A 17,195-nucleotide genomic window follows, 5' to 3' on the forward strand; every position below is an offset into this window, starting at 1 on the left:
ACAGGCAAGACGACGCTGATCAACCGCATGCCGAAGCCTGACGCCTGTCCTCACCCGCCTTTGACCTTGTGACCTTACATGACAATCCGCACTGTTCTACTGAGCTTCTTGCTTACAACCACCGCTAGCGCACAAACGGCCACGTTAGTTGGGCGCGTGATAGATCCAGCCGTTGAAGGACCGTTGTCGGGAGCCACTATTACGGTTGTGGGCCTGTCCTTAGGGACGGCTACCGAGGACGACGGCACCTATCGCATCGAGGCGGTTCCTGCGGGGCAGCACACCGTCCGTTTCTCTTTCGTGGGATATGTGTCATTGGATACGACCATCGTCCTCACAAACAATGCCGTATTTCGACTCGATGTAGCCCTCAACGAGTCGGAGATTGCGTTAGGCGATGTGACGGTGCAAGGCAACCGCGAGGCCGTGGCCATCCGCCAGAGTCCATTTGCGGTGACCGTTCTGGATGCGCAACGGTTGGCTGGACGCGGGCTTACCCTTGACGAAGCCATTGCACGGGTCTCGGGGGTGCAAGTCCGTCGCTCGGGCGGGCTTGGGTCTGCCTCCGTGTTCTCAATCCGTGGCCTCGAAGGCGAGCGGGTCCAGGTCTATATCAACGGCAACGCCTCCGATCTATCGGGTAACGCCTTCAGCTTAGATAATCTACCGCTACAACTCATTGAGCGGGTTGAAGTCTACAAAGGCATCGTTCCGGCTACGTTTGGTGGGGACGGACTAGGTTCTGCCATCAACGTCGTGACCATCCATCCGGAAGGCGGTTACTTCGATGCAGGCTATACCGTCGGGTCGTTCGGGCAGCATCAAGTTGCCCTCGTGGGACAGCGCCCTATCGCATCGGACACGGAGTTGGCCGCAACGCTCAACGTGGATTGGGCAGCGAACGACTATACCATGGAAAATCCGTTTCGGCCGGGTTTGGTGGTGCAGCGTGACCACGACCAACTCCGGCGGGTGCTTGGCGGCCTTGCGCTTCATCTCCACCAGACCTGGTTCGATAAGGTTGCCATCGAGGCAGGTCTGGTTTTTACCGAACGTCAAATCCAGGGTGTTCAAACCAATATCCAGCACGCTCGCGTTTCGTCGGGATTAGGGGTCGTCGTTATGGAAGGGGTGCGTGAGGGCGCGCTGGGTGGGCGTCTTGATGTGAGAACGGGACTGGTAGGTGGCATCACCAATGCTGCGCTCCTGGATACATCGGCTGTACGCTATGAATGGGACGGGGCCACACGACCAAGCCCCAATGGTCGTGGCGAAATTGGCTTCTTTCCATCCGATTCCGATAACCGGATCGTCCTCGTACGATGGCGCGGCGCCACTACCTATCGGTTCTCAGATCGCCATGCCTTGAGTGCGACCGCGGTTCTCGACCGCAACGCCTTTCGTCCATCAAACCCCCTTGCCAATGCCTTTGCCGGGCGCAACGTGAGTGACAACCCAGGCGACCAGGCCAGCGCGGTCGTTGGACTCTCGCACGAATGGCAAATGCTCGGTGGACGGCTCACGAATATTATCGGGACGCGGGGATATGCCTATTGGGCCGAGGGCACGCCCTCTTCACTATTCAACCCCAGTGCAACCGCTCCCGAGCAAGTCCGGAACCGCACGTTTACTGCTGGCGCGAGCGAAGCCATTCGGTATCACTTTACTCGTTCAATCCTCGGGAAAGCCTCAGTAGAGTTGGCGCACCGGCTGCCCGCTACGGCAGAGTTGTTCGGCGATGGGCTGCTTATTCTGGCGGCCCCCAATCTTAGGCCAGAGCGTGCTGTCAACCTGAACATAGGCGTACAGATAGACACGAATATCGGAAGCCGCCGCCTACAGGCCGAAGTCAGCGCGTTCTGGTCGCGGCTAACCGATATGATCCGCCTCGGGCCGGGTCTCGGCGGCACGGCGGCGTACTCCAACCTGGGTGCTGTGCGCATTGCAGGTGTGGAGGCCGAGGTGCAAGGCGATGTGACGAACTGGCTCTTTGCCCGCGCCTATGGGACGTACCAGGACGCTCGCGATGTGTTAGCTACAACACCCGGAACCTCGGTCCCGAACCCTACCCATGGCCTTCGAATCCCCAACTTGCCCTATCTCTATGGGGGCCTTTCCGCCGAGGTTTATCGCAACGATTTCTTTAGCAAAGGATCCCGCGCCAAGGTGTTCTATGAAAGCCTTTTCACCGAAGAGTATTTCTTTGCCTTCGAAGTCAGTCGGCGTCAGGAGCGGCGCATTCCCCGTGCGTTTACGCATAACGTCGGCGTCGAGGTTGCCTGGTTGAAGCAAGGCTTTACAATTTCCGCCGAGGTTCAAAATCTAACGGATGCAAACATCTTAAACCTTTTCAATCAACCCCTGCCGGGCCGTGCTTTACGGCTCAAGCTTCGGTATACCCTCATCGGCAATCGCTGACGAGACCTCTTTCTACCCTACTCACTATCCTTCTTACCCCTGCCATGTTACGACTCCTTCCGCTTGTGCTCATTGCCTTGACGCCCCTTGTTGGTTGCGACAGCGATGCTAACGAACCTGATCCCGTTCCAACCCCCAGGCTTATCATTGCCAACGGTGTCCCCGATCAGTCCGGTCAGGATGGATCGACGTTTATCCAGGCTATCAGCTTGCAGACGCCGAACGTTACCAACGCGAATGCCGTAGAGCAAACCTTCTTTGCCTACACCCATATTCGAGGACGTGAGGTCATCGTGACCCAGAACATACAGGGCGATGTAGCGACGCGGTATGTCGTCGGAGAGGACGGCCTCCTCAATGAAGCCGGCCAGTTGACGCTGCCAGCGGGTGGGTTTGGCTCAAATGTCGTTTGGATGAGCGATACGCGGGCGTTTGTAAGCCTCGTCTTTGCCGGACAAATCATTGAATTTAACCCGCAGACGATGACGCAGACCGCCGTCATCGACCTGACTGCGCTCGGGATTGCACGCAACCCTGTGAATCCCGACGACACGAATCCCGAGCCTGCGGTTATGCTCCTGCGCAATGGCAAGCTGTACGTTGGGTTACAGCAGTTTTTTGCCCCCTTTGCCAACGCTGATGGTGTAGACATTGCCGTTTTTGATGCCAATACGCTTGCTTTTGAACGAGTAATCTCAACCGAGAGCTCCGCTGGACCGGGTCGTTATGGCTACAACCAGTCTATGTTTGTCGATGAGGCCGGGGATATCTATGTGTACTGCACGGCCTCCTTTGGCTTTGTGCCGGGCCAAAAGAGCGGATTTCTGCGCATTCGCAACGGAGCCGCCGAATTCGACTCCACCTATTTCCTCGATGTGTCGGCACTGAATGTGCCCGTCGATGGAGGACAGATCGGGACAGTGGGAGGCAACGTGGTGTACCACAACGGATTCGCCTATGGGGCTGCCGAGATTCCGGCTGGGCGCTCGAACCCGCCCGACTATGTGCGCGATTTTAACTGGCAGCCCGTTCGTTTCAACCTATCTGCGGGAACCGTCGAAGTACTTCCGCTACCGCCGGGCAACGGACTCTCAATAGGGATAGAATTGCTCGATGGGCAGATTTTATTTGGGATTGGTACGCCAACGGCTACGGGGTTATTCCGCTATGATCCGGCCACCCAACAGGCCACGTCTGAACCCATTGTCACGACCTCTGGGGTACCACAGGCGGTCCTGCGCCTGGATAATTAAAATCGTTGTCGACCTCGGCGAGGACGCGCTGGGCGAATACCCCGAGACAAGCCTGATGGCCCTCGGCTCGGTCGTCCTCGTGCTTGGTCACATCTTGAACCTGCGATTTTGGAGGACATGCCTATGACCGCCTTCCTTGAACAGCCCATTCCCGCCACCGTTGTTACCGACTGCGATGATCTAGCCCCAACGCTCCTTCCCGGCACCGACCACGATGTGCTTGCCGGATTTCTTGATCCTGCGGCCCGCGACCGGATCGCCTTCATGCCCTCAATTAGGTGATTGATGTGGGAATGGTAACTCATGTATTTAAGTGGGAGCTCGCCAGATACGTACGTAGTGGTCAATCTCTTGCATTCGTCTTCAACGACGCCCGCTACTTCGTCAACGATACCACCCGGCGTACTGATCCGGAACGCTTCTCCACGCAGCAACAGGCCATCGTCAAGGTGACCTATTTGCGGCAGTTATGATTCCACACCCTCATCCTTGAAACCGCCAATGCGACCCATAAACTTGATCCTTTTCGGTGGTCTGGTGCTCCTTGCAGGGGCCTGCCGGCCTACTATCGAACAGCCCGAGACGAACAGCACTACGGCCGCTGCCTTCGAGCCGGGCACGGACTACTTCCCCGACAAAGCCGAAATCCAATATGCCGAGCACTTCTCCGTAACGTATCACGGGCACTACAAGGTAGTGCGGACGCACGCCGAGGTTCGACCCTGGCGAAGTGACACCGCGCCCGAGCCCCACGAAGACGTGATGGTGCTGGTACAACGCGGCACGCCGCCCCCTCCACGTACGGGCGATCTCGAAGACGCCACCGTGCTGACCATTCCGGTCACCACCATTGCCGTCAACAACGACGGCACCCTTGCTTTCGTGCAAGCCCTGAAGCGCTCGGACGCAGTGTTGGCTGTCGGTGGCTTGCACACCTACGACGACACGCTCCGTCAGCGTGTTGAGGCGGGCGAAATCGGCCAGATAGGCTATAGCTGGCGTAGCGAACCCGACTTAGAAGTGCTCCTGGACCGGCAGCCGGATATTGCGTTTTTGACCGTGGATACCCCTTACAATGTGAAGGCGCTTGGCCGGGCACGTGAACTGGGCCTCCCAGCGGCTGCGATGTTCGAGTGGGCCGAGGCGCACTATCTGGGTCGCACTGAATGGATTAAGTATCTGGCTCTTTTCGTAAACGCCGAACGTGACGCCAACACTATGTTCGAGTCGGTCGCCAGTCGGGTCGCTGACCTGAAAGCGCTGGCAGCCTCCGCACCGCATTCCCCGATGGTACTCTGGGGCTACTACGGCGGCAACGGACGCTGGTGGATGCATCGGAATAATCTGGAAGCCCGCTTCCTGCATGACGCCAATGCCTTCAACCCCTACGAGAATTTCGACGGTGACCATCACACTGAGGGGGAGCCCATTTCGAGCGAGCAACTCTTGGTCGCTGGCACCAAAGCCGACCATTGGATCATCGGCGATATCCACGCCGCCGAACTGCCGCCCGACACCTACATGAACAGGTTCACTGCATGGACGCAGGGTGCTCTTTACCACAACTACAAGCGAACCAAGTGGGAGTACAACGCCTACGACTGGTTCGAGACAGCCTTGGTACGGCCCGACTGGGTCCTCGCCGACCTCGTCACACTCCTGCACCCTGAGGTGTTGCGCCATCACGAGACCATATTCTTTGACCTCTACGAAAAGCCGTGAAACGCCGCCTATTGCCTGGGATGCTCTTCTTAGGGTTTGGGGGATGTCAACGAACGGCACCTGCTCCGGACCAGTCAACGGCATGGGAACGCCAGTCCTGGACGCCTTCTACCAATACCAACCTGACCATAACATCATGGCTTCTGCTATTGAATCCATGCCTCTTGCCGAAGTAGAAATCAGCCAGCGACGCGGAAAGCCGGCCTTGCCGGCCCAGCCCGTTGATCTTCGCGCCGCATTACGTCCATTGGCATTCACGGGTCTACTGGCTGGTGTCATTGGCCTGTTCTTATTGGAGCTAATGATTGGCTCCGTTGCCATCCCGCTTCGCGACATCCTAACGTTGCTGATCGGGGATGAGCCCAGCCAGGCTGCCTGGGCTACGATCCTATACGAATTGCGCCTGCCGCGTGCGATTACGGCTTGCGTAGGTGGGGCTGCCTTTGGGGCGGCGGGGCTCCAACTCCAAACGCTCTTCCGCAACCCTTTGGCCGGCCCGTGGGCGCTGGGAATCACGGCCGGGGCGCAATTGGGCGTAGCGCTGGTCGTCGTCACGGGTAGTGTGGTCGGTTCTGCCTTCTTGGAACAGGTTGCGTTCTTGAGCAACCTGGGCCTGGTGGCCGGAGCCGGGCTCGGGGCAGCGCTCGTACTTGCAGTGATTGCCTCCGTGTCCCGGCGCGTAAGCACCATCACCCTGCTGATTGTGGGATTGATGCTGGGCTTCCTGGCCAATGGGCTGGTGAGCGTCGTGTTGCACTTCACTAACGAGACGCAAGGCGCAGTGTTTGCATCCTGGAATGACGGCAGTTTCGCCGGCGTGCATTGGGATCACTTTCCGGTGTTGCTCCCGATGCTGCTTGTCGGTATTGTGGCTGCGCTCTTGCTGGTTAAGCCTCTTAACGCGCTACTGCTGGGCGAACACTATGCTGCCACCCTTGGCCTCTCGGTAGGGCAAGCCCGGATGATGGCCCTGACAAGTGCAGTGTTGCTGGCGGCGCCCGTCACGGCCTATTGCGGCCCGATTCTCTTTATCGGCCTGATTGTGCCGCACCTTTGCCGTGGACTGTTCAACACCTCGGATCACCGCATCCTGATGCCTGCGGTCTTGCTGATGGGGTCGGTGCTGGCGCTCGGCGCTGATCTGTTTGTTCACCTGCCATGGGAACGGCACTTCCTCCATCTCAACGCAGTCAATGCGCTCCTGGGCGCACCCGTAGTGATCTGGGTGATTCTGCGTAACAAGCACATGCGGAGCTTCGCTGTGTAGCGCCTGCCTCTTGTCCACCTTTTGTCATCTGCATTCGCGTCTACGTTCTATGCTTGCTGTCGAAGATCTCGCTATCGGCTACGAATCGCCACGCACCCCTGCCCATGTCGTTGCTGAAGACATCAACATATCGCTCAACGAGGGCGAGCTGGTGTGTCTGATCGGTCCAAACGGGGGTGGAAAAACGACACTGATGCGGACGCTTGCCGGGATGCAGCTTCCCCTGGCCGGGCGTGTAGCCATCGATGGGAGAGACGTCCATACCATGCCTGCGCGTGAGCGTGCCAAACGCCTCAGTGTAGTACTTACCGAGCGTGTCAGCGCAGGTTTGCTCTCGGCCTATGCCATGGTTGGTTTAGGACGCTATCCCCACACGAATTGGTCGGGCGCGCTTTCCGATAAGGACCACGAAATCATCCAATCGGCTATCCGTATGGTGGGGGCCGAAACCTTCATGCACCGCAGCGTAAGCGAACTGAGCGACGGGGAACGCCAGAAGATCATGATGGCCCGCGCTCTGGCTCAGGAGCCTCGCCTGATGATCCTGGATGAAATCACCGCTTTCCTCGACCTCCCTCGGCGGGTCGAGATCATGCGTTTGCTGCGCCGCCTGGCTCGCACCACCGGGCGCGCCATCCTGCTTTCGACGCATGACCTCGATCTGGCCTTGCGTAGTGCGGATCGTATCTGGCTCTTACCCAAAGGAGGGGCATTGCAAGCCGGGGCTCCCGAAGATCTTGTTTTGAACGGAGCCTTCGAATCCGCCTTTGCCAGTGAGGGGATAGATTTCGACCGGGAGCATGGTTCCTTCCGGATTCACCAGCGTTTCGAGGCCGAGGTAGAGTTGGTTGGGGAAGGTGCTGCGTTGTTCTGGACCCGGCGCGCCCTGGAGCGCGAGGGGCTTCACGTTCAGGAAAACGGACAGCCGGCGTCCATCCGCGTGGAGATTGTGGCTGAAGGCCTGTCTCTGCGTTGGCAACTCACGCACGGCGGTCAAACGCACACCTATGATGCGCTCTATGACCTGACCCGCTATGTACAATCCTTTCCCCGCACAACTCGCGCGGAATCATGATAATCCCCAGCGCCAAGTCGGTCCCATGAAGCCTTTGATGCTAAGCGTGTGCCTGTCCTTCCTCGCACAGCCTCTGGCCGCCCAAACCAACGGGGATTACGCCCCCGGTGCTCAACCGCCCATCAAGCTGCACCGCCTCTCGCAGCCGATTCAGCTTGATGGCATCATCGACGAACCAGCCTGGCAAGCGGTCGACCCTTTTCCTCTGGTGATGTATCAGCCCACGTACAAGGGCGCCATGACCGAACGCACGGAGATTCGGGTGGCCTACGACGACGACTACCTCTACGTCTCCGGACAACTGTACCATGTCGACCCCGGCAACCTGCGCACTAATTCGTTCTACCGCGACCGCTGGAGCGGCGACGAGACTTTTGCCATCGTGCTCGACACATTCAACGACAACGAGAACGCTCTGTGGTTTTACACAACGGCCCTCGGTACCCGCTTCGACATCGCAGTAGCGGACGATGCGGCCAATGGCCGAGCCTCTAACAACCGAAATTGGAATACATTCTGGGATGTAGCAACTACACGAACCGACGAGGGCTGGTTTGCTGAGATGCGCATTCCTTTCAACAGCCTTGGTTTCCAGGATGAGAACGGGCGTGTAGTAATGGGAATGATCGTCTATAGGTGGATGGCTCATAACAACCACCGCTACATTTTTCCGGACATTCCACCCCGCTGGGAACGTGGCAGCAACAAGCCCTCGGTAGCGCAAGACGTAATACTCGAAGGCGTCTACAGCCGGAAACCCGTTTATGTGACTCCGTATGGTCTCGGGGGCGCCCGGCGGATATCTGAACTGGACCCTTCAGAAACAGCCTACCGTTTCAAAGACGACTTCACGCGTGAAATCGGTCTCGACGTGAAGTACAACCTTACCAACAATCTCACGCTCGACGCTACGGTCAACACCGATTTTGCCCAGGTCGAGGCCGACGACGAGCAGATCAATCTGACGCGGTTTTCGCTCTTTTTTCCCGAAAAACGGCAGTTTTTTCAGGAGCGCTCCGGCATCTTCGAGTTCGATACCGGGGCTAACGGCAGCCGCCTTTTCCACAGCCGCCGCATCGGCCTGGTCGACGGGCAGCCGATTCGTATTCTCGGGGGCTCGCGGCTCGTCGGGCGCGTGGGCGAGTGGGACATCGGATTGCTCAATATGCAAACGGCAAAGGAGGGCGGCATCCCTGCCGAAAATTTCGGTGTGTTACGGCTGCGTCGAAAGGTTTTTAATCCCTTCTCAACCGTCGGAGGCCTGGCTACCAGCCGGATCGACGCCGACGGTGGATACAATTTGGCATATGGGATCGATGGCATCGTGCGCATCGTCGGGGATGAGTACCTCACCACGAAATGGGCGCAGACGCTGGACAAGGATCGGTTGGATGCGGGCGCCTTCAATTTCCTGGATGCCGGACGTTTTATGCTCAAGTGGGAACGGCGCAACATACAGGGGTTGAGCTATGAGTTGGAAGTCACCCGATCCGGGGCGGATTACAATCCCGCCGCCGGCTTTGTCCGCCGCCGCGACGTTACCTTTCTCAGCCCCGATGTCAACTATCAATCATTCCGAGGGGCTGACTCGCGGTTCCGGCGTATCTGGGTCGGTAACTGGTCCAATATGTACCTGCGCAATGAAGACGGATCCGTTGAGTCGGCATGGCTTCATCCCTTTTACTGGTTTGAAACCAAGGGTGGCGCGACGGTGCTGCTCTCGACGGCTCATACCTACGAGGACACGCGCATGTCTTTTCCGCTCTCCAAAGAGGTTAGGGTTCCCATCGGATCCTACTGGTTTCATGATCTCTGGATTGAGGCCAATCCGCCTGATCGGTGGTTTTTCCGGCCTGATGTTACCTTCCGCACCGGCACTTTCTATGACGGATGGAAGACGACCTTGAGCACAGGAGCCACCTGGAACCTTTCCCGCCATTTCGAATTGCGCGGCACCTACGAACTCAACCTGATTCGTTTCCCGGATCGAGACCAGCAGCTTGACGCGCACCTGGGCCAAGTTCGCATCCAGGCTGCGCTTAACACCCACCTCTCGGCCACGGCCTTCCTGCAATACAACAGCGTCGCCGATGTGTTCATTGTCAACACCCGGATACGCTATCACTTTGGCGAGGGCCACGACCTGTGGGTGGTTTTCAACGAGGGGTTCAACACCGAGCGGCACCAGCCCTTCGGCCCGATGCTGCCTGTAACCGATAGTCGGGCGATCCTACTCAAGTACACCTATACGTTCATCTGGTGAGATGATTATCATCTATTTCGCCAACGGATTGGGCCGCATCTGAAACTGTTACACCTTGCTGGTCGTCCCGGCGCCCGATTCCATGTGGAATGGCGTGCGCGTACTGATCGTGGCCCAGACACTGCGGCCCTTCGCATTTGCGGCGATCAGACCCCCTACGCGACTCCCTGATCTTCGAGGAACTCCAGCATAATCTCGGCGCATTCCCGAGGGTTTTCAAGCTGGAGAAAATGGGTGGTCTCGGGCACGAAGTCGTAGTCGAGACCGGCCAAACCAGTGAGATCCATGCTGGGCAAAAACGACAAAGGCATGGTCGGGTCTCCCCCTATCACCTTGATGGGGCATGCGATGTCGTGCGCATGGGGTTCGAAATTGTAGGCGAAACTATACTCGAATATACAGGACTCGTATTCGCGCGGGCACCGGAGTTTATAGCCCCTTCCCCTGGAGGCGGGGCGCAACGTCGTCTCGGCGAAGAGTTCTACTACGCCGGGTTGCAGGCGCCCGAACGTCGGTAGGCGCCGGAGCATGTCTGCAAAATCCTCATGACTTCCGAACCATTCCTGGCGCATCTGGGCGACAATGCCGGACCTCCGCCACAAGGCATCGACTTCGAGAGGATCGCCGCTGGGAGGATAAATGGGCGGATCGAAGAGCACAAGCGCCGCAAATTCTTCGCCCGGGGGCTCGTGGTTGAGCGCCACTACCGCAGACAGGGAATGAAACACGCCGATCTTCGGCTTTTCGCCGAAGTGCCGGTCAATACCCTGGAAGATGTGTGCATTGTCCGAAACGAAGGTTGCGATGTTGTGTGTCCGGATATCGGTCGACGAACTCCAGCCATGATTTCGGAGGTCGTAGAGCACGATATCGAAACGGTCGGCAAGCAGGGACCAGAAAGGGTAATACAGGTCGGCCGCCAGCCCGTTGCCATGACACAGCACGAGCCGCGGACCGTCCGGATTACCGTGCCGCCGGAGTACGCTGGTTGCACCGTCGGTTACAGCAATCTCGGCAGTGGCAAGCGGTTCCGGTATTTCCCATTGATCTTCCATATCATCCCCTTAGTCATGATCCTCCTCTTCGTCATGATTGCCTTCTTCGCCCCCGTCGTGCTCTTCGCCATGATCGGCCCCTTCATCCTGATCGTGCCCTTCTTCCTCTTCCCCTCCCATCGCCACGGTCTCCAACCTCGATATATGGAGGTTCAGGGCATGGTTGACCCGCATCCCGAATACGCCGTCCATACCGAGATCGGCCCGGGGCAGGGCAGCCACTTCCGCATCGTTCACGAAAAAATGCACCGTTTCGGCGCCAGCCTCTATGGCAAGCACGTTCTTCACGGTGGCGGCCTCTTCCTCGCGATCGGCCCAGCCGAGAATGGCCTCATGTCCGGTCCAGGGGTGAATGGTGGGCGCTTCCGGCCCTTCACGCCGCTTGACGATGAATTCTCCCCCGTCGCGCAGCAGAAAATACGTGTACTCGACGGCATCTCCTGTCAGGTCCGTTCCGCCGACAAAAATGCCGAAGGCCTCCTTGCGGCCCGCCGGGTCGAACAGGTAGACTTCCATTTCGATGCGGTACTCGCCGGACGCTTCCATCTCCGGCCCCCAGTAGATCGCGGCCGGGCCGGAGGTCACGTGCCATCCGGGCGGCATGGAAACAAACATTTCCAGATCATCCTCGGAGGCTTCGGGATTGTCGAAGCGAACCTGCCACCCCTCCGGGCGCACAAGGTCTTCCTGAGCCTGCACAGGGAAGGAAACGGCAAGAAACAGTACGGTGAATGCGAACAGCGGAGCGAATATAGAGCGGGACATGGGAGGCAGCGGGTTGGCGAACATGGCAATGGATGGAAAATAACTTTCCGGATGGACTTCCCGGAATCCCTCGCGGTCAAGGTAAGCCGATGAGGGGATGATGTGCAAGCCGCCTTAATGGCCACTCCTCATTACCGAGGACCGTCACGTTCCGATAGACAGCCCGTGTGCTCCTCGTCGCCGCATACCGCGCACGCACCGGTCTGGCAGACGCGCGCACTCAGCACGAGGGCGCCTGCGAGGATCAGGCTGCCGGCAGCTGACGTCACGGTCTCGGGCAGCGGCTCAAGCCAGCCGGCGAGGGAAGCTGTCCAGAGCACAGCTCCAGCGCCGAAAGTGAGGATCACGGCCGCGTTCTTGCGGGCCGGGCCCAGGACAAGCATTACCGCGCCGACAAGGACGGTCCCGACCCACACGGCCCGCTCGACGCCTTCGGAGAGCGCGAGCGCCGGCGCCGCCGCGACCAGGACCGGCGTGAGTGCGCAGTGCAGACCGCACCAGGCTGCGGCGCACGCCGCCAGTCGGGATCCGGAAGCCAGATACGTGCTCCGTGGAACGGTTGCGAGAAAATTCTTCACGGTATCGCGTCGGGGTAGGAGCGGGGAGAGCATTAGGGAGAGATCGAGTCGCAAAGATAAGGAATCTTCATGTTCGCGTCCCGCAGTCGCAACGAGGTTTTTCAGAACCGCCCGCTCAAAAGCGGGCAATAGACAATTCCGGCGCGATGCGTAATCCAGAGGCTCCACGTATGGCAAAAAAGTTGCCTCGGTCGTATCAAAGGGGATACGAGGGCTGGGAAAATCGGCTTCGTCCCCCCACCCCAAAAACACAATTACCCCATTGAGTAAAATCACTCAACAGGGTAATTGACCGGACACAGGCGACGCGCACCCACCCTATCGCGCTACGCCTAATGCACCCGTATAGCCAATGCCTGACCGCGCCGTCCGCTCTCTCCAAAACCGCTGTAAGGATCGCCGGATATTCTGATTTCTCCACCCAGGTCCGTCTGGCCGAGTAATACCACGCCGTTCGCACCCAGGGCGCCCGCCGCCTCGCGCAGCTTGTCGATCAGCTTGCTCTCCGTGGTAATGTTTTCGAAGGTCTTGCCGTAGAGCAGCGCAACGCGCGTGTGCTCCGGCAGGTCGTCCCGCTCGAAGAACACCTGCACCTCAGGACCCGGCACCGGGGCATACCCCGGTCCCGTGTCCAGCATGGTATGGTTTATGCTGACGCAGCCGGAAACCAGCACGGCGAGTACGAAGAAAAGGGGAATGCTTGCGTAGGCTTTCATGTCGTTACCTCCGTGGCGATGTCATGAACCGTTTTTCCGGCCCGCCGGCTACATTTCTTTTCCGATACGACCCGTGCATCGGAATATACCAACGGCCTTGTTTACTGTACCATGATTCTCGAACAATATCCGTGCCAAAAACCGGAATAATCCGTCATTTCCGGTTTCACTCGACCGGAATACCCATCGTCAACCAACACGAACAGCAAACCGGCGCCGCCGCCGTGGACATGCAGCGATACGGCGCAGTCCCCGGTGCAAGGCATCCTCCCGCACAGCGTTCCAGGCGCAGGGCAGCATCCTGTATCTACATATTCCCGTTCCCGGAAGAACGGTGCGATCAGCCCGATCAGGTTACGATCATCGTACCCTGCATCAGGGTGTGGTGACCGATATAAGTGCAGATATAACGATAGGTCCCCGGTTCCGAGGGAGCCTCGAACGTAACCTGCACGGTCTCGCCGGGCTGTGCGAGCGGCGTGGCCGCCAGAATCGCCTCATCCTCCGGAACGAATCCACTCGCCTCGCCGGCAGCGATGGCCGCCATCCCGACCCGGTTGGCCACATCGTCTTCATTCGACGAAAGTATGACGACGTTGTGCAGCATGATATCGAGGGTCGCCACATTCTCCAGGGTCAGGTTGACCGTCTGTCCGGACTGGACGGTAAACGAGGTCGAGGCCTCATCAAACGCTATCGTATCGCCGGCAGGGCGAAGAACGACTTCGGCGACATCCATGCCGCTGTCGGCAGAAGCCATATCGCTTTCGGCAGCGGCATCGCCGGCATCGGAGGCAGCAACATCGCCTTCAGAGGCAGCATCGCCGCCGCATGCGGCAAGCAGGAGCGCCAGCAGGGAGAACAGGCACAGGAATCGGGAGGACTTCATAATGCAGATCCGTTGAGGTTGGTTGGAAAAAAGAACCGAACGCGCCGGAAAACCCGCCGGTCCGGGAGGCTATCGAAGAAAATCCGGAAAGCACAGCCTTAAGTATAATGCTTTTTGCGGAGTAAAGAGGACAGATCGGATCATCTTTCACCTCATCTCCACATCGTCGGCAAGCACCATACGAATCACCCGACTTTCCCCGGCACGCTACGGAGTCAACCGTTCTGCGCCCCACTCAATGGCGCAGGGGCGACATGACCCGTTTCCCTCATTCCGAGGTCAGGTCCCGGGAACCGTCGGGCCTGAGGACATACTCGAACGTATAATACCGGGACGGAACCGATGCATCGGGGGGATCCGGATTGTTCTGGTAATAACTCAGAATCCGTATTTTCGCATAGTTTCCGCTCGCTGTCTTGAGCACGATGGTGCGGCCCGGAATAGGCGAGAGCAGCATGGTCCCGGCATTATAGTTGTACCACCCGTTGTCCGAGCCTGTGCAGATTGCATAGGGCGAACCGGGAACGGGACCGACGGGCGTGAAGACCTCCGGGCAGGAGGTGTTCTCTCCGTCGGCAATATAGCCCCCTTCGGGCGCTTCGACGACCTCGGCGAAGGGCTGCGCAAGCATCTGCGCCGCCGCTTCGCCCGGCCCGCTCGTGCCCCCGTTGAAAATGATTGTCGTGCCTTTGAAACCGATATCCCACGCGGTCGATGTGGAATCGCGCTGCCGGGTGGCGGCATCCGTCTGAGACGAGGGAATAAGTATCGAACCCGCTTCGAGGTCGTATAGCGTAAACAGGTTGTTGCTGATCGAGGCCCCCGTGTCGGGGTCGCGGCCCGAAGCCGGATCGGCCGGGACATTCTCAGCCATTTTCACATCGAGAATGACCGGCTCCGGCTCGGCATCGGTGCTGTCGCAGCCGGTTAACAGGAAGAGAAACCCGAAGAATATGGAAAAGGCAACAGGTGTTTTCATGGTACGGACGGTCAGGGTTTCAGCGTTGGTGGCGTCATAGCGTGAGGCGGAGAGCGGCGTAAAGCCGCCGTCCGGGAAGCGACGGTACAAGGGTCGGGCGCGTAATGTCGAGCACATTATCCACGCCAAGCTGGATCTCGGCGTCAGCCGGGCCGAGAGCCGGAACTGTCTTGGTAACGGTCGCATCGAAAACGGCATAGGGCGCTACGAACTCGTCGTCGCGGTTGGCCAGCGCGTTGCCGTCGAGATCGCGGTAGCCGTAGCGGCTGCGCCAGCGTCCCCGAACACTGGCGGTGAGACCAAACGGCGTGTGCGCATACACTGTGCGGAATGTCGCCGTATGAGGCGAACGCCCGAACATCCCGCCGTAGTCGCCCGGGCCAAGGCGGTACTCCCGCCCGGACGGATTGCGTCCGAATACGGTACCGGTTTCCAGCGCTTCGACCACCTCACGGTCGCGCGCCTGGAGAAACTGATAGCCGAGAATGATATCAAGCCGGCTCCGTCGGCCCGCGATCGCCCGGATGGTCGCATCCGTCTCGATGCCCCGCGTGTAGATCCGCGCAAGGTTGAAATAGCCGAAAACGAATTGCCCGTTCGTCTTTCGCGCGATCGGCTGGGTCTCGATGAGATCGCGCACGTTGTTGTGGAAAGCATTGACCGAAAAAGCCAGCCGGGGGAACGGCTCGATCGAACCGCCTATGTTGACCGCAACGGAACTTTCGGCCCGGATCTCTTCAAGCGTAGCAGGATCGAAAAAAAGATGATCGATAACTCCTTCCGCCTGCAACTGCGCGACCCCTTCCTGCACCCGGGTGGCGCCAAAGACGGAGTACCCCGCCGCGGCATTGGTGAAAGCAAGGTAAAATTGCCGGAAAGCCGGCGCCTTGAAACCACTCCCCACACTCAGCCGGAAGCGCAGGTTGTCCGCCGGATGAACAAGGAGGGCGATTTTCGGAGTCAGCCGCGCGGCGTAGTCGGAGTGAGCATCGAAGCGGGCGCTTGCGCTCACCTCGACCAGACGCAGCGGAAGCCATTCATGCTGGGCAAAGGCATAGGTCTGGTTCGCCGCAGGACGTTCGCCGTCGGCGTCCGGTCCGTAGCGGTCGCCCCCCAGGCGTTCCTGCACCGCGCCCCCGCCCAGGCTCGTGAGATGACGCCCGTTCCAGAGTGCATCGAGTTGGGTTTCGGCCTTGAGATAGTACTGGTCAAAATCGTCCTCATAGGTGAGCACCCCGTCGCGCTGGCGACGGTAGCGGGTCTCGGTCCGGTAACGCGCTCCGTAGAGCGTCGTCGTGAGCCGTAAACGATCGGAGAGCCGAATCCGGGCTTCCGGGTGCAGACTCCAGTCGACGCGGCGTCCCTCATCGTCGTAGCGCACTTCGGTGCCATCGGCGCTCAGCGCGAAGGCTCCTTCCTGATCCTCTACGGTCGCCCGGGCTCCCAACCGAAGCAGCACCCGATCCGAGAGGGCAAAGCGGCTACGCCAATCGGCCGTCCAGTCGGTGAAAGCCGGGCTGGTGGTCCCGAACGATGCAGGCGTGAGGTCGTAGCCCGCCGAAGCATACCGGTTGAAAAGCAGGCGCGCGCCCGCCCGCTCGCGCCCAGCTTCGACTTCGGCCGTAAAGTCCGTCGTACCGAACGAACCGAACCGGCCGCCAAGAGCACTGCGAAAACCTTCGGCCGCAGGCGCCGTGATAAGATTGACAACACCCGCAAGCGCTTCGCTTCCATAAAGCGACGACGACGGGCCGCGCACGATTTCGACCCGATCCAGACCCTGTACGGTCAACCGATTCAGGTCGAGGGTACCTGCCGTCCGCCCGATGACCGGTTCGCCGTCCAGAAGAATAAGCGTGTAGTCCGGCGCAAAACCCTGCACCTGCAACCCGGTGCCATGGTCGTCGAACAGGGCAAGGCCGGGAACCGTTACAAGGACATCGCTCAGACGCACAGCCCCTTGCATCTGCATGGTTTCGGCCAGAACGACCGTAGTGGGCACGGCCACATCCTCGAGCGCCTTCTCCGAGCGCGTCGCGGTCACGACGATAGGCGACATCTCGACAACGCGAGACGAATCCGCTTTCACGGAATCGGCTGGAACTTGCTGCGCGCGCGCCGTCAGCGAAGGAATCACTAAGACGAGCGCCAAAAAAAGGCGGGGCAGCCTCATGGAGGGAGGGCTTGACTGGTAATACTTTGTATTTAGACTTAA

At 59.1% G+C, this 17,195-nt stretch carries 13 protein-coding genes; 6 read left to right on the plus strand and 7 right to left on the minus strand.

The features are described 5' to 3' along the window. Nucleotides 1-78 precede the first annotated feature (78 nt). The 6 genes from F4Y00_01575 (at nucleotide 79) to F4Y00_01600 (ending at nucleotide 9,998) form a co-directional block, all read left to right on the plus strand. Complete coding sequence (locus F4Y00_01575; protein ID MYE03655.1) at nucleotides 79-2,418, plus strand: TonB-dependent receptor; 2,340 nt, start codon at nucleotides 79-81, stop codon at nucleotides 2,416-2,418. 44 nt (nucleotides 2,419-2,462) lie between these two features. Further along, nucleotides 2,463-3,671, plus strand: a complete 1,209-nt coding sequence (locus F4Y00_01580) for a hypothetical protein (protein ID MYE03656.1) — start codon at nucleotides 2,463-2,465, stop codon at nucleotides 3,669-3,671. A gap of 501 nt (nucleotides 3,672-4,172) precedes the next feature. Further along, nucleotides 4,173-5,393: an ABC transporter substrate-binding protein gene (locus F4Y00_01585; protein MYE03657.1), complete on the plus strand. Its 1,221-nt coding sequence runs from the start codon at nucleotides 4,173-4,175 to the stop codon at nucleotides 5,391-5,393. Between the two features lie 157 nt (nucleotides 5,394-5,550). Then, nucleotides 5,551-6,660, plus strand: a complete 1,110-nt coding sequence (locus F4Y00_01590; protein MYE03658.1) for an iron ABC transporter permease — start codon at nucleotides 5,551-5,553, stop codon at nucleotides 6,658-6,660. Between the two features lie 49 nt (nucleotides 6,661-6,709). Next, nucleotides 6,710-7,735 carry an ABC transporter ATP-binding protein gene (locus F4Y00_01595; GenBank protein MYE03659.1) on the plus strand — a complete coding sequence of 342 codons (1,026 nt, stop codon included), beginning with the start codon at nucleotides 6,710-6,712 and terminating at the stop codon, nucleotides 7,733-7,735. Next, on the plus strand, nucleotides 7,695-9,998 hold the full coding sequence (locus F4Y00_01600) for a carbohydrate binding family 9 domain-containing protein (protein ID MYE03660.1): 2,304 nt from the start codon (nucleotides 7,695-7,697) through the stop codon (nucleotides 9,996-9,998). Before F4Y00_01595 ends, F4Y00_01600 begins: the two co-directional genes overlap by 41 nt. A gap of 155 nt (nucleotides 9,999-10,153) precedes the next feature. Here F4Y00_01600 and F4Y00_01605 read toward each other — a convergent pair whose 3' ends face one another. From F4Y00_01605 to F4Y00_01635, 7 genes are all read right to left on the minus strand, one after another. Continuing rightward, on the minus strand, nucleotides 10,154-11,053 hold the full coding sequence (locus F4Y00_01605; protein MYE03661.1) for an alpha/beta hydrolase: 900 nt from the start codon (nucleotides 11,051-11,053) through the stop codon (nucleotides 10,154-10,156). A 9-nt stretch (nucleotides 11,054-11,062) separates the two neighbouring features. After that, nucleotides 11,063-11,818: a hypothetical protein gene (locus tag F4Y00_01610; GenBank protein MYE03662.1), complete on the minus strand. Its 756-nt coding sequence runs from the start codon at nucleotides 11,816-11,818 to the stop codon at nucleotides 11,063-11,065. Nucleotides 11,819-11,949: 131 nt separating this feature from the next. Then, on the minus strand, nucleotides 11,950-12,564 hold the full coding sequence (locus tag F4Y00_01615; GenBank protein ID MYE03663.1) for a MerC family mercury resistance protein: 615 nt from the start codon (nucleotides 12,562-12,564) through the stop codon (nucleotides 11,950-11,952). Nucleotides 12,565-12,728: 164 nt separating this feature from the next. Beyond that, nucleotides 12,729-13,112 carry a hypothetical protein gene (locus F4Y00_01620; GenBank protein MYE03664.1) on the minus strand — a complete coding sequence of 128 codons (384 nt, stop codon included), beginning with the start codon at nucleotides 13,110-13,112 and terminating at the stop codon, nucleotides 12,729-12,731. Nucleotides 13,113-13,461: 349 nt separating this feature from the next. Continuing rightward, entirely contained in the window at nucleotides 13,462-14,001 is a 540-nt protein-coding gene (locus F4Y00_01625) for a hypothetical protein (GenBank protein MYE03665.1), read from the minus strand. 268 nt (nucleotides 14,002-14,269) lie between these two features. Further along, nucleotides 14,270-15,097 carry a hypothetical protein gene (locus tag F4Y00_01630; protein MYE03666.1) on the minus strand — a complete coding sequence of 276 codons (828 nt, stop codon included), beginning with the start codon at nucleotides 15,095-15,097 and terminating at the stop codon, nucleotides 14,270-14,272. Then, nucleotides 15,015-17,153: a TonB-dependent receptor gene (locus F4Y00_01635; protein MYE03667.1), complete on the minus strand. Its 2,139-nt coding sequence runs from the start codon at nucleotides 17,151-17,153 to the stop codon at nucleotides 15,015-15,017. The genes F4Y00_01630 and F4Y00_01635 overlap by 83 nt, the downstream gene beginning before the upstream one ends. Nucleotides 17,154-17,195: the final 42 nt, after the last annotated feature.

It is taken from the genome of Bacteroidetes bacterium SB0662_bin_6 (assembly GCA_009839485.1).
GTDB lineage: Bacteria > Bacteroidota > Rhodothermia > Rhodothermales > VXPQ01 > VXPQ01.